We start from the raw sequence: 22,189 nt of genomic DNA, 5'->3' as shown, positions 1-22,189 counted from the left end.
ATCATAGGATTTTTTATAAAAACTCGAATTAACAGGTACGTTTTGTCTTGTTTAGTTTTCAAAGATCATATTGGTGGAGCCTAGCGGGATCGAACCGCTGACCTCCTGCGTGCAAGGCAGGCGCTCTCCCAGCTGAGCTAAGGCCCCATAAAAGATGGTCGGGAAGACAGGATTCGAACCTGCGACCCCTTGGTCCCAAACCAAGTGCTCTACCAAGCTGAGCTACTTCCCGATCTTAATGGCGCGCCCGAGAGGAGTCGAACCCCTAACCTTTTGATCCGTAGTCAAACGCTCTATCCAATTGAGCTACGGGCGCTTATTTATAATGCCGAGGGCCGGACTTGAACCGGCACGGTAGTCACCTACCGCAGGATTTTAAGTCCTGTGTGTCTGCCAATTCCACCACCCCGGCGTGGATGGTATAAGCGGAAGACGGGATTCGAACCCGCGACCCCCACCTTGGCAAGGTGGTGTTCTACCACTGAACTACTTCCGCATTACAGGATTTCTTTATTTTATTTGGCAATGCGGGTGAAGGGACTTGAACCCCCACGTCATAAAGACACTAGATCCTAAGTCTAGCGCGTCTGCCAATTCCGCCACACCCGCATGAAACATGGTGAGCCATGAAGGACTCGAACCTTCGACCCTCTGATTAAAAGTCAGATGCTCTACCAACTGAGCTAATGGCTCGCTTTAAAAGCGACTTGTCTATCTTACCATATGAAACTGGTGCCGGCAAGAGGACTTGAACCCCCAACCTACTGATTACAAGTCAGTTGCTCTACCAGTTGAGCTACACCGGCTTTATCTATCCTAACATTATGTAAGAATAAATATGGTGGAGGATGACGGGCTCGAACCGCCGACCCTCTGCTTGTAAGGCAGATGCTCTCCCAGCTGAGCTAATCCTCCATATTGTGTTGTCATTTCGAATGTCTCTCGATCCGACAAATAGTATTATATAACGATAAGATATTGTTTGTAAAGACTTTTTTAAAATAATTTTTGAATTTATTTTAATGTTGTTTTTTTCATCTTTTCGTTAAGGTACCTAAAGAAGTTTACCACTTGTTTCATCATTTTAAAAGTCTTTTTTGCATTTTTTTATGTTTTTTTGTTAAAAAGCGCTCTAATAAAGCTTTGTTGGTGTGAAATGACCCTATTCATGTTTTTTATACGCGTGTTTTATTCAATATATCTTCTCATACAAATCATCTAAAAAAGGGATTCTTTTGTTATTTTATTTTTCTGAGAAATCATTTTTATGTAAAAACATACGTAAATGATGCTGTTAGTTACGATCTTCATATTAAAGTGTTACTGGGGTAACAAGTTAGTTGTTGATTCTTTCTTGTTCTTGCTTAGAGCGGGCGTAAAAATTAACTGGAGGTGCTCTATGCTCTTTGGCGATACTCGGTTATCTAGTGTAACTCTAAACAGTCCTCTTTATCTGACTGACAAAGAAAATTTTATTGGCTGCTTTCTATATCTTCATCCTAAACACAATTGAATGATCCACCCAAACAACAACTGCGTTGTTCATTTAAAGCACATGTAAGTGAGACAAACGGAAGGATTACTGATCAATGAGTCTTACTACATCATCACTTCTCATTTTGCACAGCCATTAATATAGAATTGATTTTTTCAAAAACACAAAAAAGACCAGTTCCAAATGGAACTGATCCTTATACAAGCTTGGCGGCGTCCTACTCTCACAGGGGGAGACCCCCAACTACCATCGGCGCTGAAGAGCTTAACTTCCGTGTTCGGTATGGGAACGGGTGTGACCTCTTCGCTATCGCCACCAAACCTGATGGAGAGAATGTTCTCTCAAAACTAGATAACAATGTTCAAACTTCACAATAGAATATAGGTTAAGTCCTCGATCTATTAGTATCTGTCAGCTCCACGTGTCACCACGCTTCCACCTCAGACCTATCAACCTGATCATCTTTCAGGGATCTTACTTCCTTGCGGAATGGGAAATCTCATCTTGAGGGGGGCTTCATGCTTAGATGCTTTCAGCACTTATCCCGTCCGCACATAGCTACCCAGCGATGCCCTTGGCAGAACAACTGGTACACCAGCGGTGCGTCCATCCCGGTCCTCTCGTACTAAGGACAGCTCCTCTCAAATTTCCTGCGCCCGCGACGGATAGGGACCGAACTGTCTCACGACGTTCTGAACCCAGCTCGCGTACCGCTTTAATGGGCGAACAGCCCAACCCTTGGGACCGACTACAGCCCCAGGATGCGATGAGCCGACATCGAGGTGCCAAACCTCCCCGTCGATGTGGACTCTTGGGGGAGATAAGCCTGTTATCCCCGGGGTAGCTTTTATCCGTTGAGCGATGGCCCTTCCATGCGGAACCACCGGATCACTAAGCCCGACTTTCGTCCCTGCTCGACTTGTAGGTCTCGCAGTCAAGCTCCCTTGTGCCTTTACACTCTGCGAATGATTTCCAACCATTCTGAGGGAACCTTTGGGCGCCTCCGTTACATTTTAGGAGGCGACCGCCCCAGTCAAACTGCCCACCTGACACTGTCTCCCTGCCCGATAAGGGCAGCGGGTTAGAAGGTCAATACAGCCAGGGTAGTATCCCACCGATGCCTCCACCGAAGCTAGCGCTCCGGTTTCCAAGGCTCCTACCTATCCTGTACAAGCTGTACCAACATTCAATATCAGGCTGCAGTAAAGCTCCACGGGGTCTTTCCGTCCTGTCGCGGGTAACCTGCATCTTCACAGGTACTATAATTTCACCGAGTCTCTCGTTGAGACAGTGCCCAGATCGTTGCGCCTTTCGTGCGGGTCGGAACTTACCCGACAAGGAATTTCGCTACCTTAGGACCGTTATAGTTACGGCCGCCGTTTACTGGGGCTTCAATTCGCACCTTCGCTTACGCTAAGCGCTCCTCTTAACCTTCCAGCACCGGGCAGGCGTCAGCCCCTATACTTCGCCTTACGGCTTCGCAGAGACCTGTGTTTTTGCTAAACAGTCGCCTGGGCCTATTCACTGCGGCTTCTCGGGGCTTTAACACCCTAAGAAGCACCCCTTCTCCCGAAGTTACGGGGTCATTTTGCCGAGTTCCTTAACGAGAGTTCTCTCGATCACCTTAGGATTCTCTCCTCGCCTACCTGTGTCGGTTTGCGGTACGGGCACCTCTCACCTCGCTAGAGGCTTTTCTTGGCAGTGTGGAATCAGGAACTTCGCTACTAAATTTCGCTCGCCATCACAGCTCAGCCTTCACGGGAAACGGATTTGCCTATTTCCCAGCCTAACTGCTTGGACGCGGATATCCAATACCGCGCTTACCCTATCCTCCTGCGTCCCCCCATTGCTCAAATGGTGAGGAGGTGGTACAGGAATATCAACCTGTTGTCCATCGCCTACGCCTTTCGGCCTCGGCTTAGGTCCCGACTAACCCTGAGCGGACGAGCCTTCCTCAGGAAACCTTAGGCATTCGGTGGACGGGATTCTCACCCGTCTTTCGCTACTCATACCGGCATTCTCACTTCTAAGCGCTCCACCAGTCCTTCCGGTCTGACTTCACAGCACTTAGAACGCTCTCCTACCACTGTTCGTTAGAACAGTCCGCAGCTTCGGTGATACGTTTAGCCCCGGTACATTTTCGGCGCAGAGTCACTCGACCAGTGAGCTATTACGCACTCTTTAAATGGTGGCTGCTTCTAAGCCAACATCCTGGTTGTCTAAGCAACTCCACATCCTTTTCCACTTAACGTATACTTTGGGACCTTAGCTGGCGGTCTGGGCTGTTTCCCTTTCGACTACGGATCTTATCACTCGCAGTCTGACTCCCAAGGATAAGTCATCGGCATTCGGAGTTTGACTGAATTCGGTAACCCGGTAGGGGCCCCTAGTCCAATCAGTGCTCTACCTCCGAGACTCTTACCTTGAGGCTAGCCCTAAAGCTATTTCGGAGAGAACCAGCTATCTCCAGGTTCGATTGGCATTTCACCCCTACCCACACCTCATCCCCGCACTTTTCAACGTGCGTGGGTTCGGGCCTCCATTCAGTGTTACCTGAACTTCACCCTGGACATGGGTAGATCACCTGGTTTCGGGTCTACGACCACGTACTCATGCGCCCTATTCAGACTCGCTTTCGCTGCGGCTCCGCATCTTCTGCTTAACCTTGCACGGGATCGTAACTCGCCGGTTCATTCTACAAAAGGCACGCCATCACCCTTTAACGGGCTCTGACTACTTGTAGGCACACGGTTTCAGGATCTATTTCACTCCCCTTCCGGGGTGCTTTTCACCTTTCCCTCACGGTACTGGTTCACTATCGGTCACTAGGGAGTATTTAGCCTTGGGAGATGGTCCTCCCGGATTCCGACGGAATTTCACGTGTTCCGCCGTACTCAGGATCCACTCTGGAGAGAACAACATTTCAGTTACAGGGCTGTTACCTTCTTTGGCGGGCCTTTCCAGACCTCTTCGCTTATATCGTTCCTTTGTAACTCCGTATAGAGTGTCCTACAACCCCAAGAGGCAAGCCTCTTGGTTTGGGCTGTTCCCGTTTCGCTCGCCGCTACTCAGGGAATCGCATTTGCTTTCTCTTCCTCCGGGTACTTAGATGTTTCAGTTCCCCGGGTATGCCTTCTCATACTCTATGTATTCAAGTATGGATACTACTCCATTACGAGCAGTGGGTTTCCCCATTCGGAAATCTCCGGATCAAAGCTTGCTTACAGCTCCCCGAAGCATATCGGTGTTCGTCCCGTCCTTCATCGGCTCCTAGTGCCAAGGCATCCACCGTGCGCCCTTTCTAACTTAACCATTTCTTACTTTAGAAAGAATCACTATGTGTGATGAACTTTGCATTGCATTCAATGTGAATGTATTACTTATTGTTATCTAGTTTTCAAAGAACAATCCTGTCTCGCTAGAGACATGTTTTGAAGGAATGATCCTTCAAAACTAAACAAGACGAAAACGCACGCTGCTCCATATATCCTTAGAAAGGAGGTGATCCAGCCGCACCTTCCGATACGGCTACCTTGTTACGACTTCACCCCAATCATCTGTCCCACCTTCGGCGGCTGGCTCCATAAAGGTTACCTCACCGACTTCGGGTGTTACAAACTCTCGTGGTGTGACGGGCGGTGTGTACAAGGCCCGGGAACGTATTCACCGCGGCATGCTGATCCGCGATTACTAGCGATTCCAGCTTCACGCAGTCGAGTTGCAGACTGCGATCCGAACTGAGAACAGATTTATGGGATTGGCTAAACCTTGCGGTCTCGCAGCCCTTTGTTCTGTCCATTGTAGCACGTGTGTAGCCCAGGTCATAAGGGGCATGATGATTTGACGTCATCCCCACCTTCCTCCGGTTTGTCACCGGCAGTCACCTTAGAGTGCCCAACTAAATGCTGGCAACTAAGATCAAGGGTTGCGCTCGTTGCGGGACTTAACCCAACATCTCACGACACGAGCTGACGACAACCATGCACCACCTGTCACTCTGTCCCCGAAGGGAAAGCCCTATCTCTAGGGTTGTCAGAGGATGTCAAGACCTGGTAAGGTTCTTCGCGTTGCTTCGAATTAAACCACATGCTCCACCGCTTGTGCGGGCCCCCGTCAATTCCTTTGAGTTTCAGTCTTGCGACCGTACTCCCCAGGCGGAGTGCTTAATGCGTTAGCTGCAGCACTAAGGGGCGGAAACCCCCTAACACTTAGCACTCATCGTTTACGGCGTGGACTACCAGGGTATCTAATCCTGTTCGCTCCCCACGCTTTCGCTCCTCAGCGTCAGTTACAGACCAGAGAGTCGCCTTCGCCACTGGTGTTCCTCCACATCTCTACGCATTTCACCGCTACACGTGGAATTCCACTCTCCTCTTCTGCACTCAAGTTTCCCAGTTTCCAATGACCCTCCCCGGTTGAGCCGGGGGCTTTCACATCAGACTTAAGAAACCGCCTGCGAGCCCTTTACGCCCAATAATTCCGGACAACGCTTGCCACCTACGTATTACCGCGGCTGCTGGCACGTAGTTAGCCGTGGCTTTCTGGTTAGGTACCGTCAAGGTGCGAGCAGTTACTCTCGCACTTGTTCTTCCCTAACAACAGAGCTTTACGATCCGAAAACCTTCATCACTCACGCGGCGTTGCTCCGTCAGACTTTCGTCCATTGCGGAAGATTCCCTACTGCTGCCTCCCGTAGGAGTCTGGGCCGTGTCTCAGTCCCAGTGTGGCCGATCACCCTCTCAGGTCGGCTACGCATCGTCGCCTTGGTGAGCCATTACCCCACCAACTAGCTAATGCGCCGCGGGTCCATCTGTAAGTGACAGCCGAAACCGTCTTTCATCCTTGAACCATGCGGTTCAAGGAACTATCCGGTATTAGCTCCGGTTTCCCGGAGTTATCCCAGTCTTACAGGCAGGTTACCCACGTGTTACTCACCCGTCCGCCGCTAACATCCGGGAGCAAGCTCCCTTCTGTTCGCTCGACTTGCATGTATTAGGCACGCCGCCAGCGTTCGTCCTGAGCCAGGATCAAACTCTCCGAAAAAGTACAAAACCGAAGTTTTGTTTTTCGTCAGCGTTTGACTGACTACCTATGAAACATCATAGGATTTTTTATAAAAACTCGAATTAACAGGTACGTTTTGTCTTGTTTAGTTTTCAAAGATCATTTTCGTTATCGCTCGTAAGCGACTTTAATATCTTAACATTTCGTATCGGTTAAAGTCAAGAAGTTTTTTCGATTTCTTTTTTTAACCTCGTTGCTGTTTTGCGGCAACGAATAATAATATACCATCTTGATTCTTTCCTTGCAATAGTTTTTTTAAAAAAAGTTTCATTTCATGAAAAATAAAAAGCGCCATAGTTAAAATGGCGCTTTAATTGGTGTATTAGCGGTTTCTCATTTGCGGGAAAAGCAGTACATCTCTGATTGATGGAGAATTTGTTAATAGCATGATTAACCGGTCGATACCGATTCCTAGTCCGCCTGTTGGAGGCATACCATATTCTAATGCTTCAACAAAATCGTCATCCATTAGATGCGCTTCGTCATTTCCTTCTTCACGTTCTTTTAATTGAGCTTCAAATCGTTCTCTTTGATCGATTGGATCGTTTAGTTCTGTGAATGCATTAGCATGCTCACGGCGTACGATAAATAGCTCAAAGCGATCTGTGAAGCGAGGGTCTTCAGGATTTTTCTTAGCTAATGGAGAAATCTCCACTGGATGTCCGTAAATAAATGTAGGCTGTACCAATGTTTCCTCCACTTTTTGCTCGAAGAACTCATTGATGATATGACCTACCGTCATATTTTTCGTAATTTCAATTCCGTGGTCAGCTGCATGCTGCTGCGCTTCTTCTACAGACATCTCCTGCCAGAAGTCTACACCAGTTGCTTCTTTGACTGCTTCAACCATATGGAGTCTCTTCCATTCAGGCTTCAGATCAATTTCATCTTCTCCGTATTGAATAGTGGTTGTTCCTAGTACCTCTTCGGCAATATGAGCAATCAGGTTTTCAGTTAGGTTCATGATGTCTTTGTAATCTGCGTAAGCTTCGTAAAGCTCGATCATAGTGAATTCTGGGTTATGACGAGTTGATACACCTTCGTTACGGAATACACGACCAATCTCGTATACCTTCTCTAGACCACCGACAATAAGGCGTTTTAAGTGAAGTTCAATCGCAATACGCATATAAAGTGGCATATCCAGTGCATTGTGATGAGTAATGAAAGGACGTGCTGATGCACCACCAGGAATGCTGTGCATTGTTGGTGTTTCAACTTCTAGGTATCCTTTAGAATCTAAGTATCTTCTCATAGATTGGATGATCTTGCTTCGCATGATGAACGTCTGCTTACTTTCTGGATTTACAATCAGGTCAAGGTAACGCTGACGATAGCGTTGTTCGACATCTTTAAGTCCATGATATTTGTCAGGAAGCGGGCGAAGTGCTTTTGTGAGAACCTCAAAGCTAGTCGCTTTAATAGAAAGTTCGCCTACATTCGTTTTAAATACTGTTCCTGTTACACCGATAATATCGCCTAGGTCTGAGCTTTTGAATAATTCATAAGCTTCTTCTCCTACACTATCTTTACGAACGTAGATTTGGATTTGTCCTTCTAAGTCTTGGATATGCGCAAAGCCAGCTTTCCCTTTTCCACGCTTTGTCATCATACGTCCAGCGATCGTTACTTGTGCAGACTTTTCTTCTAAGTCTTCTTTAGAAAACTCATCGTATTCAGCAATAATTTGTGCAGATTGATGAGAACGGTCATATCGTTCACCGAACGGATCGATACCTTCTTCTCTCATTTTATTCATTTTGTCACGTCTGACCTGGAATTGGTCATTTAATTCTTCGTTATTAAGCCCTTCATTACTCATTTATATCACTCCAATAATGTATTTTGCAGAGAAAAGCAGAAAAACTGCCAGTACATGCACTAGCAGTGAGCTACAAAAAGAAAGATAGTTTTATCCTACTTTTATACTTTGAAGCTCTTTTGCCTCGGCTTCGATCGTAAAGTCATCAAGAACTTGTACAAGCTCCGCTCTCGTTTCACTTTGATTGATTTGATTTCTCACGTCCGCATTGCCTCGGACACCTTTTAAGTACCATGCTGCGTGCTTTCTCATTTCTCTGACAGCCACATGCTCCCCTTTTAGATCAATAAGTCTGTCTAAGTGAAGCTTACACACTGACATCTTCTCACGTACGTTTGGCTCTTCTTTCAGTTCACCCGTTTCTAAATAATGAACTGTTCGATAGATCATCCACGGGTTTCCTAGTGCCGCTCTTCCGATCATGACAGCATCTGCACCCGTTTCATCAAGCATACGTTTTGCATCCTGAGGGGTTTTGACATCTCCATTGCCGATGACAGGAATGGAAACAGATTGTTTGACCTCTTTTATAATATCCCAATTTGCTGTTCCTTCGTACATCTGCACACGTGTCCGTCCGTGAAGTGCAACTGCTTGTCCACCTGCTCGTTCAACAGCACGTGCATTGTCGATAGCGAAGATATGATCTTCATCCCAGCCCATTCTCATTTTCACGGTAACAGGTTTATCTACAGCATCTACAACAGCTGAGACCATTTCATAAATTTTGTTTGGATCAAGCAGCCATTTCGCTCCTGCATCACATTTCGTAATCTTCGGCACAGGACAGCCCATGTTGATATCAATAATGTCCGCTGTGGTATTCTGGTCTACAAACTTTGCCGCTTCAACGAGAGTGTCTTTTTCTCCTCCAAATATCTGAAGGCTCAAAGGCTTTTCCCGTTCATCAATGTATAGCATACCCATTGTTCTTGCATTGTTGATCAGGATCGCCTTATCACTGACCATTTCAGCGCAGACTAAACCTGCTCCAAATTCTTTCACTGTCAGTCTGAAGGCGGAGTTGCACACACCAGCCATAGGTGCGAGCACCACTTTGTTTTTAATGTCGATATCTCCGATTTTAAACATCATTTCCCCTCCTTTCTTCTTCAAGATTTGGTGAAAGTTCTTCCACCGTTATATTTAAAGCATCTGCTATTTGACCAACCAATTGGTTTGTTGGTAATCGATTGCCCCGCTCAATTTCTCCTAAGACAGAGACAGAGATGCCAAGTCTTTTCGCGAACCCTTCCTGAGTATACCCTTTTAGCTTTCGGTATGCACGAATTCTTCTACCCCACACGTCTTTTTCCATATGCTTACACCTTCTTGGTCTGTTACGGCATTTATTTGTACTTCGCCGATTTCCGGGCAAATCTCACTCATCGGAACGAGAACGAATAAACGTTCGTACATTCTAGGATGTGGCACTACGAGCTGTTCTGTTTCAATATTTTCACGATTATAAAGTAAAATGTCAAGGTCAGCCGTTCGTGGTCCCCATCTCACTTCTCTCGTTCTGCCTAACTCTTGCTCGATTTTCTGAGTAAGTGCCAGTAATTCATTTGGACGAAGCGAGGTGGAAATTTTCACAGCCATATTTAAAAAGTCATCTTGGTTTTCGTAACCTACAGGTGTTGTTTCATATATAGAAGAGATCGATTCTACTTGAACCTCTGGATGTTCGTGTAGTTTTTTGACGGCTTCTTTTAAATAAGTTTCCTTTTTCCCTATGTTCGAACCTAAAGCAATGTATGCGGTATTGTTCATGCGCGCGATCTCGTCATTTCAATGGCAACGGACTGATAGTGTCCTGGAATTGGCGGATCTGGTTTAATCACCTTCACAGTGCATTCCTGAACTGTCAGAAAGTCCTTTAACACTTGGCTTGCAATTCTTTCTGTTAGTGTTTCAACGAGGTTGACTGATTCACCCTCTACAATGCTTTTGCAGATTTGGTAGAGCTCCGCATAATTGATGGTCTCATTGAGGTCATCAGTTTGTCCGGCTTTACTTAAATCAAGTGAAGCTGTTAAATCCACGCGGAACCGCTGTCCTAATTTATTTTCTTCTGCAAATACGCCATGGTAGCCGTAAAATTCCATTCCATTTACATATACTTTATCGATGATAAGCGCCTCCCTTATTCAGCATGGCATCCATCATTTTTGCCATTCTTGCGATTTCTTTTACATCATGTACCCGAACCATCGCACTGCCTTTTTGAATTCCAAGGCAGACCGTCGCCCCCGTTCCTTCAGTACGCTCTTCCGGTGGCAGGTCTAAGACAGCTCCGATGAATCGTTTTCGAGATGTAGCTAAGAGCAGTGGATACCCGAGCTGACAAAAATGTTCAAGCTCATTCATGACCATCAGGTTGTCCTCTTTATTTTTCGCAAACCCTACACCTGGGTCTAATATGATCATGTCATCACGGACACCCGCTTGTTTTGCAATTTGAACACTTTCATTCAAATCTGCGATCATATCTGAAATTAGATGTGTGTAATTTCGTTCTGGCCGATTGTGCATTAAAATAATTGGCACATTGTGCTTCGCTGCTACGTGCGCCATTTGAGGATCTGCCTTCGCTCCCCATACATCATTAATGATGGAAGCTCCAGCTTTCACTGCTTCATCTGCTACATGAGCTTTATACGTATCAATAGAAATTGGAACATCCAATTCTTTTGTGATCTTTTCGATGACGGGAATGACTCTTGAAAGCTCTTCTTGTTCTGAGACAAATGCCGCTCCTGGGCGAGTCGATTCTCCGCCTATATCAATGATATGTGCCCCGTCCTCTATCAGCTGTGCTGCATGAGCCAGCGCTTTATCCACTTGATTAAACTTTCCTCCATCTGAAAAAGAGTCAGGTGTGACATTTAAAATGCCCATGACCAATGTCTTTTCTTCATAACTAAGGGTGTGGTGCTTGGCTTGTATGACTTTAGGCTGCTTTATCACTTGTTGTGTCATTGTGGTCCACCTACTCTTTATAATCTAGACGTTCTTTTGTATATTGAGTTCTCAATTTTGTTGAGAAGATTCTGCTGTTATGGGAAAAGGAGATGTCTCCTATACTTCTGAAAGGCACAATCCCTTGAACAGAATTGGTCATCCATGCCTCATCAGCTGATAGCAAATGGGAGACTGGATATCGCCCTACTTTTAGTGAAGCCTCCATCGTTTGGAGTGTTTCGATACAATATCGTCGAGTAACCCCATTTAAAATGCCTGTATCAAGTGATGGTGTATACATCACATCGCCTTTTCGCCAAAATACATTGGAGGTAATTCCTTCTGCCACATCATTTTCTTTTGTTAAAAAGATACCTTCTACCTTCGGATCATTTCCCACTTCTCTTTTCGCGAGCAGGTTGTTCATATAATGGTGAGACTTGAGACGCCTCGAACCTTCCGGGGTATTTCTCCTCGTTTGAAGAATAACTCCCTGTTTCTCATCTAAAACAGATTCGGGCCGGAATGGAGAGATCATGACAAACACGACAGGTTCTTCATAAGGATCGGCAGAAAATCCATTGCCCCTGCCCGCGGATACATTGAAGCGAATTCTCGCATGACCGCCGGCTATGTCGTTTTTATTTAGTAAAGTATGAATGATGTCGAGTACAAATGGTTTCTCTATTGTGGATTCGATGCAAAGGTCACGCAATGATTGATTGAGCCTTTCAAGGTGCCAATCTAACAGAAAGACTTGTCCTGCCAGGCTGGTAAATGTTTCGAATACACCGATGCCATATAGAAAACCATGATCAAAAGGAGAAAGAGTCGCGTCTTTCTCCTCTATATACTGACCGTTCAGATAAATGATCATGCGTTTACTTCATGCCCCTTTTTACGATAGGTTTCAATGAAATTTTTAAGCATTTCTTTTCCGAAGGACGTCATAATCGATTCAGGATGAAACTGTACACTTTCAATTGGCAGCTCTTTATGGCGAATGGCCATGAGCTCGCCTTCTTTTGTGCTGGCTGTTGCGTCAAAGCACTCTGGCAGCGTCTCGTTTTTGACAATTAATGAATGATATCTCGTTGCGACAAGCGGATTTTGGAGTCCAGTGAAGACACCTTTTCCGTCATGTTCAATCTCTGACGTTTTACCATGCATTAAGCGTTCAGCACGAACGACATCCCCTCCAAAGACTTGCGCAATGGATTGATGTCCTAGGCATACACCGAAAATCGGAATACTTCCCGCAAAGTGCTTGATTGCTTCCATACTAATTCCCGCTTCATCAGGACTGCATGGTCCTGGAGAAATCATGAGAAAATCAGGCTTGAGTTCTTCAATTTCTTGAATGGTTACTTGATCATTCCGTTTCACGATCAATTCTTCTCCAAGCTCACCTAAATACTGGACCAGGTTGTACGTAAATGAATCATAATTATCAATCATTAATATCATGCTCTGCTCACCTCTAACTCAAAATAGTCTCTTCTTTGCTCAACTGTAATGCTTTTTTCACTGCATAGGCTTTTTTAATCGATTCTTTGTATTCGTGCTTTGGTACAGAATCGATGACAATCCCAGCACCCGACTGCATAAAGGCTTTGCCTTCAGTGCAGTACGCCGTACGAATGACGATGTTAAAGTGCATATCTTGATTGAATCCAAACCAGCCTATAGATCCAGTATAAAGCCCACGCCTTGTTGGCTCAAGCTCTTCTATGATTTCCATTGTTCTCACCTTTGGAGCACCTGTAATTGTGCCTCCTGGGAATACGGCTCTCATGACATCTACTGCATCACAATCATCACGCAGTTCCCCCTGTACGTTGGATACAATGTGCATTACGTGTGAATATTTTTCAATCGCCATAAATTCGTTCACTCTTACTGAGCCATAAGTGGACACGCGTCCAAGGTCATTCCGCTCAAGATCCACGAGCATCACATGCTCCGCGCGTTCTTTTTCATTTTCAATGAGCTCTTTTGCCAGCGCGTGATCCTCAGCCTCGTCTTTGCCTCTTGATCTTGTACCCGCAATCGGTCTTGTTTCTAGTTGAGTTCCCTTTTTCTTAATCAACAGCTCTGGAGATCCACAAACAATCTGGAAATCAGGCGTGTGCAAATAAGACATATAAGGGGATGGATTGACTTGACGTAACGTTTTGTATAATTCATACGGATGTGTGTGGAGCTGTTCATCTTGTCTGATGGATAAATTCACTTGGAACACATCACCGCTTGCGATATATTGCTTAATCTTCTCTACTGCTTCTCCAAAGGTTTCTTCGGTAAAAGGCGCTGCTGGTACAAATTCTACAGAAGGTTCATGAACAGGTGATTGCACTGATTCATTTGCAGAGCTTGTCCACTTTTGCTTTAAATCTTCGAGTCTTTGATGAGTGTCACTCACAGGTTCCGCTCCCTCTGTGTGAGTAATCAGCCACAGCATGTTTTCTTCATGATCAAAGACCGCAACATCATTAAACACGAGAAAATAAAGATCTGGTGTTTTCAGGTCATCAATGGACAACATCTTAAAATGCTCAATATATCTAGCATAATCATAGCTTAAAAATCCAATCGCCCCGCCTTGAAAATCAGGGTATTCCTCATTCGTTTCAGTTTGAAGGGTTTGGAACCAATCCGTAAACGCTCTGAATGGATCACCTTCTTTGAACAGCACCTCATCTTGATAATGGATGGTTGTCATCCCGTCTTTACCCTTCGCTTTAGCAATTGGGTGAATACCAGCAATGCTGTAGGAACCACCGCGAGCACTTTCAAGCAGAACATGGTGTGTTACGCCAGCAGTTAATTGTTCGTATCTTTTCAAGAATGCATCTTTCGTAAAAGGAATTTTGATGCCCATCGGCCTGCGTTGTGTCATGTTATCATCCTTTTTCATTTTCATTAATCTTATTGTAATGCAATCCAATTTATTTAGAAAATAGTATTTGCTTTCCATCTACAAATTTCATAAAAAAACCCCAGCAAATGCTGGGGTAATTGGTTTAATCGAATTGATAAAGAGGTGTGCTGAGGTAACGCTCCCCATTACTTGGGATGATTGCGAGAACCTTTTTCCCTTTACCAAGTTTCTTCGCTGTTTGAAGTGCTGCATAAATGGCTGCTCCTGAAGAAATACCGCCAAGGATTCCTTCCTCTTTCGCTGCTTTTCTTGCAAGCTCAAATGCATCTTCGTTTTTCACTTGGATAATACCATCGTATACTTCCGTGTTCAAGATGGAAGGAATAAAACCTGCTCCAATCCCTTGGATTTTATGCGGGCCTGGCTTTCCGCCTGATAATACAGGTGAATCTGTCGGCTCTACCGCATAAAGCTGAATTGATGGGATGGCTTCTTTTAAGACTTCACCAGCACCTGTAATTGTGCCGCCCGTCCCAACACCTGCAATAAATGCATCAAGCTCGCCGTCAAACTGTTCAAGAATTTCTTTTCCTGTCGTACGACGGTGAATCTCTGCATTGGCTTCGTTGCTAAATTGCTGAGGCATGAAGTAACCGTGCTCTTCTGCCAATTCTTCTGCCTTTTTGATGGCGCCTTTCATTCCTTCTGCACCCGGTGTTAATACAAGCTCTGCACCATAAGCGCGTAAAAGGTTGCGACGCTCCTGACTCATTGTGTCTGGCATCACTAGAATGGCGTTAATTCCTTTAGCTGCCGCTACCATTGCAAGACCGATCCCAGTGTTTCCGCTTGTTGGTTCAATGAGCGTGTCGCCGGCTTTTAAAGTACCTTTCGCTTCAGCATCTTCGATCATCGCTAACGCAATACGATCTTTTACACTGCTGCCCGGGTTCATATATTCAAGTTTCAAGTAGACATCCGCACTGTCTTCATCTACTAAACGGTTTAATTTAACGACTGGTGTATTTCCTATTAGTTCAAAAACTGAATTTGCAATACGAGCCATCACTAACACCTCTATCTCCGAGTAATTTTATTGTATTAATATTAAATTATCAATTTCGAAAAATTTTGTCAATGCTTTTAGTCCTGCTCGCCATCGTAAAACCATGTGACTTTTGCTTCTTTCCACAGGGTTTTGACATTCGCCTTTTCACCTAGATCTTCCATGGCAATCTGCCTTTTGATCTGATTTTTGACTTCTTCATACGAGAAGGAGCGGCCATCTAATTTTTCTTTCAATTGAATAATGGCATACCCGTTTTTGGTCTCGATCGGTTCTTTTGTCCATTCATCTGGCTGAAGCTTTTGAGCTTCTTGTATGTATAGGGCTGGGATACTTTCTTGTTCTTCTGTCACAAACCCAAGATCTCCGCCATATGGAGAGGTGTAGCGGTCAATGGAGCGTTCAGCTGCCACCGCTTCGAAGCTAGATCCGCCTTTCAGATCCTTCAATACATTTTCAGCTTCGCCTTTTGTCTTCACGACGATATGACGAATACGGTATGAATCATCATATTGATATAAGTCCTTGTTTTTTTCATAAAAGGATTTCGCTTCTTTTTCAGAAACGACAGCATCTCTCGTTAAAAGCTGCTCTAATAAAATTTGATAACGAATCTGTTCTGTCCAGTCCTTTTCACTCGTATGTCCATCTTCGTAGAAATTATTAGATACTGCTTTAAGCATCAACAATTCACGATTGATTTCTTTTGAGGACACCTCAAGCTTGTTTTCTTTCGCAAGCTGATTAACCACCTTTTGATTAATCATTTGCTCAAGTGTTGCCTTTCCATAGCGGTCTTCCATCTTCTTTAACCATTCTTGACGTGTCACCTTTTCTTTTCCAATCGACGCAATTTCTTCACCGCTCTTCCCGTTTGAAGAAGCCTGTGACATTTGCGACTTTGTTAATACATATGCAATAACAACGGCATTGATCATAAGCAACACGAGAATAAATGTCCATACCACTCTTGCTTTCAGTCTCATCTTTCGTCTCCTTTCCATTCTAAAAAGAAAACCCGCTGCTTAGAGCTTAGCGGGTTATTTCTTCACGTAGCTCTTCTAGCTCTTCTTTTGTAAATACATACGTTTCGTTACAAAAATGGCATTGAGCTTCTGCTTGTCCGTCTTGTTCAATCATATCGTCAATTTCGGCTTTCCCTAGGCTGATAATGCCATTAGCAAAACGTTCTTTTGAGCAGTTACAAGAGAATTCGACAGGTACAGTTTCTAAAATTTGAGGTTTTTCTCCGAGTACTTCTTCTAAAATTTCTTCTGGTGTCATCCCTTTTTCAATGAGTTTAGAAATGGGTTCAATGGTTGAGAGACGCTTTTCTAATCTTTCAATGACAGCATCTTCTGTTCCAGGCAGCAATTGAATGATGAAACCGCCAGCTGCAAGAATCGAGTTATCTGGATTGACGAGAACCCCTACACCTACAGAAGAAGGCACTTGCTCAGAAGAGACAAGATAATAAGTGAAGTCATCTCCAATTTCGCCTGAAACGATCTCCGTTTGTCCTGTAAAGTGATCTTTCAGCCCGATATCTTTCACAACACTTAACGTTCCAGATGTCCCGACTGCACGTCTAACATCCAGTTTGCCATGTTCATTTAGGTCAAAGTGGACTTGTGGATTTGAGACATATCCGCGCACCTGGCCCTTTGCGTTTCCATCAGCAATGATGGCACCGATTGGTCCACCGCCTTCAATTTTGACCGTTAATTTATTTTCACCTTTCAGCATAGCACCCATCATGACTGTGGCAGTCATTGTTCTGCCAATCGCTGCTGATGCTGTTGGCCATGTATGGTGTCTTCTTTGTGCTTCGTTGATTGTATCTGTTGTGTTTGCAGCATATGCTCGAACTTTTCCGTCATATGCTAACGCTTTAACTAAGTAATCCATTCGATTTTAAACCTCCTATAATACACCGACACGATTACGTTCATAAATGAGTTGAAGTCCCTTTAATGTTAAGAACGGATCGACAATATCAATGCAGTCTGATTCATTTCCAATCAATGTCGACAAACCGCCTGTTGCAATGACTTTCGGTGTTTGTTTCGCTTGCTGCTTCATCCGTTTCACTATTCCCTCGACTTGCCCAACATATCCATAAAGGATGCCAGATTGCATCGCACTAATGGTGTTTTTTCCAACAATGTGATCTGGACGGACAATTTCAATTCTCGGCAGTTTTGCCGCTCTTGTATATAAAGCCTCTGTTGAGATGGTAATACCAGGTGCAATCGCCCCACCCATGTATTGTTTTTGTTCATTGATATAGCAGTAGGTTGTCGCTGTACCAAAGTCTACGACAATGAGCGGTGCCCCATAAAGGTGAATCGCCGCTACGGCATTCACAATTCGATCAGCCCCGACTTCCTTTGGATTGTCACACATAATGTTTAATCCAGTCTTCATTCCAGGCCCTACAATTTGGGGAGTTATGTGAAAGTGCTTCTCGCACATTCTTTCTAATGCAAACATCATTGGCGGGACAACAGACGATATGATAATGCCTTCTATTTGGTCAAACATTAGGCCGACATAATCAAATAAAGACCTAATGGCCATACCAAATTCATCTTCTGTTTTATGACGGCTTGTTTCAATTCGCCAATGGTAGTTTAGATCGCCATTATGATAAACACCTAAAACGGTATTTGTGTTCCCTACATCTATCACCAGTAACAACTTCATCACCACTTTGAATAGTTTCTCAAAAAGAGCATTTTTCGACTTTCTATCATACCATACACGAATTGAGTTCCATTTGTAAACAATTCGAAACCGATCCATTCAGGAATTGAAATAAAAAAAAGCTGCCGGTGATCCCGGCAGCTTTCACAGAAGGAGATTAGATCTCCTCGTCTTCTTCTTTTTTCTTAATGTTTACTTTCACATCATCATTTTTCTCTTCGTCATCTGCGTATACACGCTCTGGAAGCTTTCCAGTTTCGTAAAGAGATTTAATTTGCTCAGCATCTAATGTTTCAACTTCTAGAAGAGCTTGTGCGATAATTTCTAACTTATCTTTATTCTCAGTGAGAATTTGTTTCGCACGTTCGTAGCTTTCCTTGATGAAACGCTGAACTTCTTGGTCAATTTCGTAAGCGATCGCTTCACTATAATTCGGCTCGTTGTTGAAATCACGGCCAAGGAATACTTGACCTCCTTGTGCTTGACCGAATTGTAGTGGACCAAGTTTATCAGACATACCGAACTCTGTGACCATTCTTCTTGCAATGCCAGTTGCACGCTGGAAGTCGTTATGAGCGCCTGTACTTACTTCGCCAAACGTAATTTCCTCTGCAACACGACCGCCGAGCAAGCCGACAATTTTATCAAGAAGCTCAGGCTTCGTTTGGAAATAACGGTCTTCTCTTGGAAGCATGACCGCATATCCGCCTGCCTGACCACGAGGAACGATCGTTACTTTATGCACCATGTCCGCTTCGTCTAGGATAAGACCAATGACAGTATGACCTGCTTCATGGTACGCCACGATATTACGTTCTTTCTTCGAAATGACACGGCTTTTCTTCGCCGGTCCAGCGATAACACGGTCAGTCGCTTCGTCGATATCACGCATATCAATTTTCTTTTTGTTATGACGGGCAGCAACAAGTGCTGCTTCGTTTAGTAAGTTCTCAAGATCTGCTCCAGAGAACCCAGGTGTTCTGCTTGCAATGGCTTTCAAGTTCACTGTGTCATCAAGCGGTTTGTTTTTCGCATGAACCTTCAGTACTTCTTCACGGCCAATGACATCTGGGCGGTCAACCGTAATTTGACGGTCAAAACGTCCCGGACGCAGCAATGCAGGATCTAGGATATCTGCACGGTTTGTCGCAGCGATGATAATAATACCTTCGTTCGCACTAAAACCATCCATTTCAACAAGAAGCTGGTTAAGCGTTTGTTCACGCTCGTCATGACCACCGCCAAGACCTGCTCCACGCTGACGACCCACTGCATCAATCTCATCAATAAAGATTAAGCATGGTGCATTCTTTTTCGCATTTTCGAATAAATCACGTACACGTGATGCACCGACACCGACGAACATCTCGACGAAGTCAGAACCACTGATGCTAAAGAAAGGAACGCCTGCTTCTCCAGCAGATGCTCTCGCAAGCAATGTTTTACCTGTACCTGGAGGTCCTACTAGTAAAACCCCTTTAGGAATTCTTGCGCCAAGCTCCGCGAATTTACGTGGATCCTTCAGGAATTCAACCACTTCTACAAGTTCTTGCTTTTCTTCATCTGCACCGGCAACATCTTTAAATTTCACACGTTTCTTCTCTTCTGTGTAAAGCTTCGCCTTACTCTTACCAAAGTTCATGACACGGCTTCCACCGCCCTGAGCTTGGTTCAATAAGAAGAAGAACAGGATAAAGATGATGATGAACGGAATGATGGTTGTCAGAACTTGCAGCCATCCATTTGTTTCAGGTGCTGGTTCTACTTTTACATCTGTATTCTTCAGTGCACTGTAAATCTGGTCAACACCTTGACCATCTGGAACATGGGTAATGAAGTATTCATCTTTCTTCGCGCCATCTAATTGACCACGAATTTCATAAACCCCTCTTACAGGCTGAATGGAGATACTCTCCACTTTTCCCGCACTTAGATTTTGCGAAAATTTGCTGTAAGACATGTTCTCAGGCTTTTGATTAGGGGATCCTAACCAACTGACTACCCCTATCACAAGTAATAAAATAAGTATATAAAAAATCGTATTACGAAAAACCCGATTCATTCCTTACCTCCTCCCACAGTAAGCACAACTATGTTCAATAGTATCATAGAAAATCATTCCAATACAACCAATAACCTCATGTATACGCATGCCGATTAGCCCTCGTAAACAGATGGTTTTAACACTCCAATATACGGGAGGTTTCGGTAACGTTCAGCGAAATCCAATCCATAGCCGACAACAAATGCATCTGGTACTTCAAATCCAACATAATCTGCTTTGATGTCTGCTTTACGACCACTTGGTTTATCAAGCAATGTCACAATTTTTATGGAGTTTGCTTTACGGTATCGGAAAAGCTCTACCAGATAGCTCAAAGTTAACCCACTGTCGATGATATCTTCCATAATTAAAATATCTCTTCCTTCAACAGAAGTATCTAGATCTTTAATGATCTTTACTTCTCCTGAAGATACGGTAGATTTTCCGTAGCTAGATACATCCATAAAATCAAGTTCTAAATATGTATCAATGTGTTTGATCAGGTCTGCCATGAATGGAAGAGCCCCTTTCAAAACACCAATAGCCAGGGGAAATTTACCATCATAATCGCTGGTTAATGTTGCACCCAGTTCCTTCACTTTTTGCTGGATCTCTTCTTCTGAGATCAAAACCTTTTCAATATCTTGTTTCATGCTTTTGCTTGCCCCCTACAAATTTTCATGCTGTCTATATTGTAATACAATGAGATCGCTGTTTGTCATATCAATTTCTTCAAAAACGGATTTTTTCAGACCTGGGATCCAGATGATTTGATGATCCGAGTCAGTGACGATCGGCCAGCTGTCTCTTTCTGCAAGAGGCACTTTTTTATCAATAAATATATCCTTCACCTTTTTTGATCCATTCATCCCTTTAAGTTTGATTCGATCACCATTTTTTCGTGAGCGAATGATCAAAGGGAAACGAACACGATCTTTTTGAAGCAAGAAAAAATGGTTTCCGTTCCGTGCATCCTTCGGAACATGATTTGATACCACGATAGACTGCCCATTTGGAAGGAAAAGCTCCTCTCCAACCTCACCCTTTAAGTGAAGAGCATAAGACTGGTCTAGTACAAGCGATCGTTCAAAGGTAAACATACAGTAATCATAAGATTTGACAGCTTGTAAACCTTTTGGCAAATCTAATGATCCAGACGGTTGTTCAGTATGAGATAACCAGTCCAAAGTCCCTAGAATATGCTGGTTTGAAAACGCTGATTGAGTGTTTTCATAAAGATAGTTTAATATTAGTTGAATGCCTCTTCTTTGTAAAGGCAAAGGCAGGTCAAGCAAAGGCTTCGTTTTAATCTTAATTTGCTTAGGCGATTGATTCGTTATCACTTGGTTCATTTGTTCCTTTGTTAATGCCTGCAAGTATTGCTCATCTTCAGTCAGCATGTCACTTACAAACTGAAAGCTTTCATGTACATGAGGTGCCTCTTCTTTTAACACGGGAAGAATGTGTCTTCTTATCCGGTTTCTCAAGTAGTCATCTGTGTGATTACTTTGATCAATGACATAGGGAATATGTGCTTGTTCACAAGCGGTCAGCACGTCATCCTTGGAATATCCAATGAGCGGCCGAATCAGCCACCCATCTTGATAAGGACGTTTTGCTTGGATACCGGCGAGACCTATTCCAACAGTCCCTCTCGCAAGCCGCATCATCATTGTTTCTACTTGGTCGTCCCCATGATGTGCAAGCGCTATAAATTGAGCTTTATATTGCTCCATCAATTGACGAAAGAAAGCATATCTGCACTCTCTTGCAGCTGCCTGTTTGTTTAAGTGGTTTTCTTTTGCATATTGGGTAACTTGTATTCGGGCCGATTCAAAAGGAATTCCTTGCTCCTTGCAGTATGCCTCAACAAATGCCAAATCAGCAAAGGATTCTTCTCCTCTGAACATGTGATCTACATGGGCTGCAATCAGCTGAAAGGAATCTTTGCGACGTTTGTTTAGTTCGTGCAGTAAAAGCATGGAATCTGGTCCGCCAGAAACCCCGACAATGACTGTCGTATTTTCAAGGTAAACATCATGTTTTTTCAAAAATGATTCAATTCTATTCACAACTTCCTCCTCACAAAGAGCAGGTAATTTAAAGATATACATATCCTATCACTTTCAGTAGCTCCAAGCAAAGAT

At 44.1% G+C, this 22,189-nt stretch carries 15 protein-coding genes, 9 tRNA genes, 3 rRNA genes and 1 pseudogene; all 28 read right to left on the bottom strand.

Annotated features, from left to right (window positions below):
* Positions 1 to 71: 71 nt before the first annotated feature.
* A tRNA-Ala gene (locus tag NKR21_RS00555) sits at positions 72 to 147 on the bottom strand.
* A gap of 8 nt (positions 148 to 155) precedes the next feature.
* Positions 156 to 232 (bottom strand) — tRNA-Pro (locus NKR21_RS00550).
* A 7-nt stretch (positions 233 to 239) separates the two neighbouring features.
* Positions 240 to 316, bottom strand: a tRNA-Arg gene (locus NKR21_RS00545).
* Between the two features lie 10 nt (positions 317 to 326).
* Positions 327 to 412, bottom strand: a tRNA-Leu gene (locus tag NKR21_RS00540).
* Between the two features lie 12 nt (positions 413 to 424).
* Positions 425 to 496, bottom strand: a tRNA-Gly gene (locus tag NKR21_RS00535).
* Positions 497 to 526: 30 nt separating this feature from the next.
* A tRNA-Leu gene (locus tag NKR21_RS00530) sits at positions 527 to 609 on the bottom strand.
* Positions 610 to 617: 8 nt separating this feature from the next.
* A tRNA-Lys gene (locus NKR21_RS00525) sits at positions 618 to 693 on the bottom strand.
* 37 nt (positions 694 to 730) lie between these two features.
* Positions 731 to 806, bottom strand: a tRNA-Thr gene (locus tag NKR21_RS00520).
* A 33-nt stretch (positions 807 to 839) separates the two neighbouring features.
* Positions 840 to 915, bottom strand: a tRNA-Val gene (locus tag NKR21_RS00515).
* A gap of 784 nt (positions 916 to 1,699) precedes the next feature.
* Positions 1,700 to 1,815 (bottom strand): 5S ribosomal RNA (gene rrf, locus NKR21_RS00510).
* Between the two features lie 61 nt (positions 1,816 to 1,876).
* Positions 1,877 to 4,807: ribosomal RNA gene (locus NKR21_RS00505) — 23S ribosomal RNA — on the bottom strand.
* A 182-nt stretch (positions 4,808 to 4,989) separates the two neighbouring features.
* Positions 4,990 to 6,538: ribosomal RNA gene (locus NKR21_RS00500) — 16S ribosomal RNA — on the bottom strand.
* The 16S, 23S and 5S rRNA genes sit together here, the layout of an rRNA operon.
* A 343-nt stretch (positions 6,539 to 6,881) precedes the next feature.
* Positions 6,882 to 8,381 carry a lysine--tRNA ligase gene (gene lysS / locus NKR21_RS00495; protein ID WP_012008682.1) on the bottom strand — a complete coding sequence of 500 codons (1,500 nt, stop codon included), beginning with the start codon at positions 8,379 to 8,381 and terminating at the stop codon, positions 6,882 to 6,884.
* A 90-nt stretch (positions 8,382 to 8,471) separates the two neighbouring features.
* Positions 8,472 to 9,473, bottom strand: coding sequence for a tRNA dihydrouridine synthase DusB (dusB, locus tag NKR21_RS00490; protein ID WP_012008681.1), 1,002 nt, complete (start codon positions 9,471 to 9,473; stop codon positions 8,472 to 8,474).
* Entirely contained in the window at positions 9,466 to 9,699 is a 234-nt protein-coding gene (locus NKR21_RS00485; RefSeq protein ID WP_012008680.1) for a helix-turn-helix domain-containing protein, read from the bottom strand. The genes dusB and NKR21_RS00485 overlap by 8 nt, the downstream gene beginning before the upstream one ends.
* Complete coding sequence (folK, locus tag NKR21_RS00480; RefSeq protein ID WP_012008679.1) at positions 9,651 to 10,154, bottom strand: 2-amino-4-hydroxy-6-hydroxymethyldihydropteridine diphosphokinase; 504 nt, start codon at positions 10,152 to 10,154, stop codon at positions 9,651 to 9,653. The genes NKR21_RS00485 and folK overlap by 49 nt, the downstream gene beginning before the upstream one ends.
* Positions 10,151 to 10,513 carry a dihydroneopterin aldolase gene (gene folB, locus NKR21_RS00475; protein WP_041815098.1) on the bottom strand — a complete coding sequence of 121 codons (363 nt, stop codon included), beginning with the start codon at positions 10,511 to 10,513 and terminating at the stop codon, positions 10,151 to 10,153. Before folB ends, folK begins: the two co-directional genes overlap by 4 nt.
* Positions 10,506 to 11,363 (bottom strand): dihydropteroate synthase, encoded by an 858-nt coding sequence (gene folP / locus NKR21_RS00470; RefSeq protein ID WP_144458107.1) that lies wholly within the window; start codon positions 11,361 to 11,363, stop codon positions 10,506 to 10,508. Before folP ends, folB begins: the two co-directional genes overlap by 8 nt.
* A 10-nt stretch (positions 11,364 to 11,373) precedes the next feature.
* The gene (gene pabC, locus NKR21_RS00465; protein WP_012008676.1) at positions 11,374 to 12,222 is read right to left on the bottom strand and encodes an aminodeoxychorismate lyase; all 849 of its coding nucleotides are present in this window, start codon (positions 12,220 to 12,222) and stop codon (positions 11,374 to 11,376) included.
* Entirely contained in the window at positions 12,219 to 12,812 is a 594-nt protein-coding gene (gene pabA, locus NKR21_RS00460) for an aminodeoxychorismate/anthranilate synthase component II (RefSeq protein ID WP_012008675.1), read from the bottom strand. Before pabA ends, pabC begins: the two co-directional genes overlap by 4 nt.
* A 13-nt stretch (positions 12,813 to 12,825) precedes the next feature.
* A complete protein-coding gene (locus tag NKR21_RS00455) occupies positions 12,826 to 14,244 on the bottom strand; it encodes an anthranilate synthase component I family protein (protein WP_012008674.1) in 1,419 nt (472 codons plus the stop codon).
* 124 nt (positions 14,245 to 14,368) lie between these two features.
* Positions 14,369 to 15,292, bottom strand: a complete 924-nt coding sequence (cysK, locus tag NKR21_RS00450; protein WP_012008673.1) for a cysteine synthase A — start codon at positions 15,290 to 15,292, stop codon at positions 14,369 to 14,371.
* 77 nt (positions 15,293 to 15,369) lie between these two features.
* Positions 15,370 to 16,272, bottom strand: coding sequence for a peptidyl-prolyl cis-trans isomerase (locus tag NKR21_RS00445; protein WP_224925996.1), 903 nt, complete (start codon positions 16,270 to 16,272; stop codon positions 15,370 to 15,372).
* Positions 16,273 to 16,324: 52 nt separating this feature from the next.
* Positions 16,325 to 17,200, bottom strand: a complete 876-nt coding sequence (gene hslO / locus NKR21_RS00440) for an Hsp33 family molecular chaperone HslO (protein WP_012008671.1) — start codon at positions 17,198 to 17,200, stop codon at positions 16,325 to 16,327.
* A 15-nt stretch (positions 17,201 to 17,215) separates the two neighbouring features.
* Complete coding sequence (locus tag NKR21_RS00435; RefSeq protein WP_144458105.1) at positions 17,216 to 17,992, bottom strand: type III pantothenate kinase; 777 nt, start codon at positions 17,990 to 17,992, stop codon at positions 17,216 to 17,218.
* Positions 17,993 to 18,155: 163 nt separating this feature from the next.
* Positions 18,156 to 20,060 carry an ATP-dependent zinc metalloprotease FtsH gene (gene ftsH, locus NKR21_RS00430; RefSeq protein ID WP_012008669.1) on the bottom strand — a complete coding sequence of 635 codons (1,905 nt, stop codon included), beginning with the start codon at positions 20,058 to 20,060 and terminating at the stop codon, positions 18,156 to 18,158.
* A gap of 95 nt (positions 20,061 to 20,155) precedes the next feature.
* Complete coding sequence (hpt, locus tag NKR21_RS00425; RefSeq protein WP_003217950.1) at positions 20,156 to 20,695, bottom strand: hypoxanthine phosphoribosyltransferase; 540 nt, start codon at positions 20,693 to 20,695, stop codon at positions 20,156 to 20,158.
* Positions 20,692 to 22,114, bottom strand: a pseudogene (gene tilS / locus NKR21_RS00420) (tRNA lysidine(34) synthetase TilS). The gene hpt and the pseudogene tilS overlap by 4 nt, the downstream one beginning before the upstream one ends.
* Positions 22,115 to 22,189: the final 75 nt, after the last annotated feature.

Source organism: Bacillus sp. 1735sda2 (assembly GCF_024159245.1).
GTDB classification, from domain to species: Bacteria; Bacillota; Bacilli; order Bacillales; family Bacillaceae; genus Bacillus; species Bacillus pumilus_O.
Note: the sequence above shows the minus strand (reverse complement) of the source record. Positions and strands in the feature narration are given on the sequence as shown.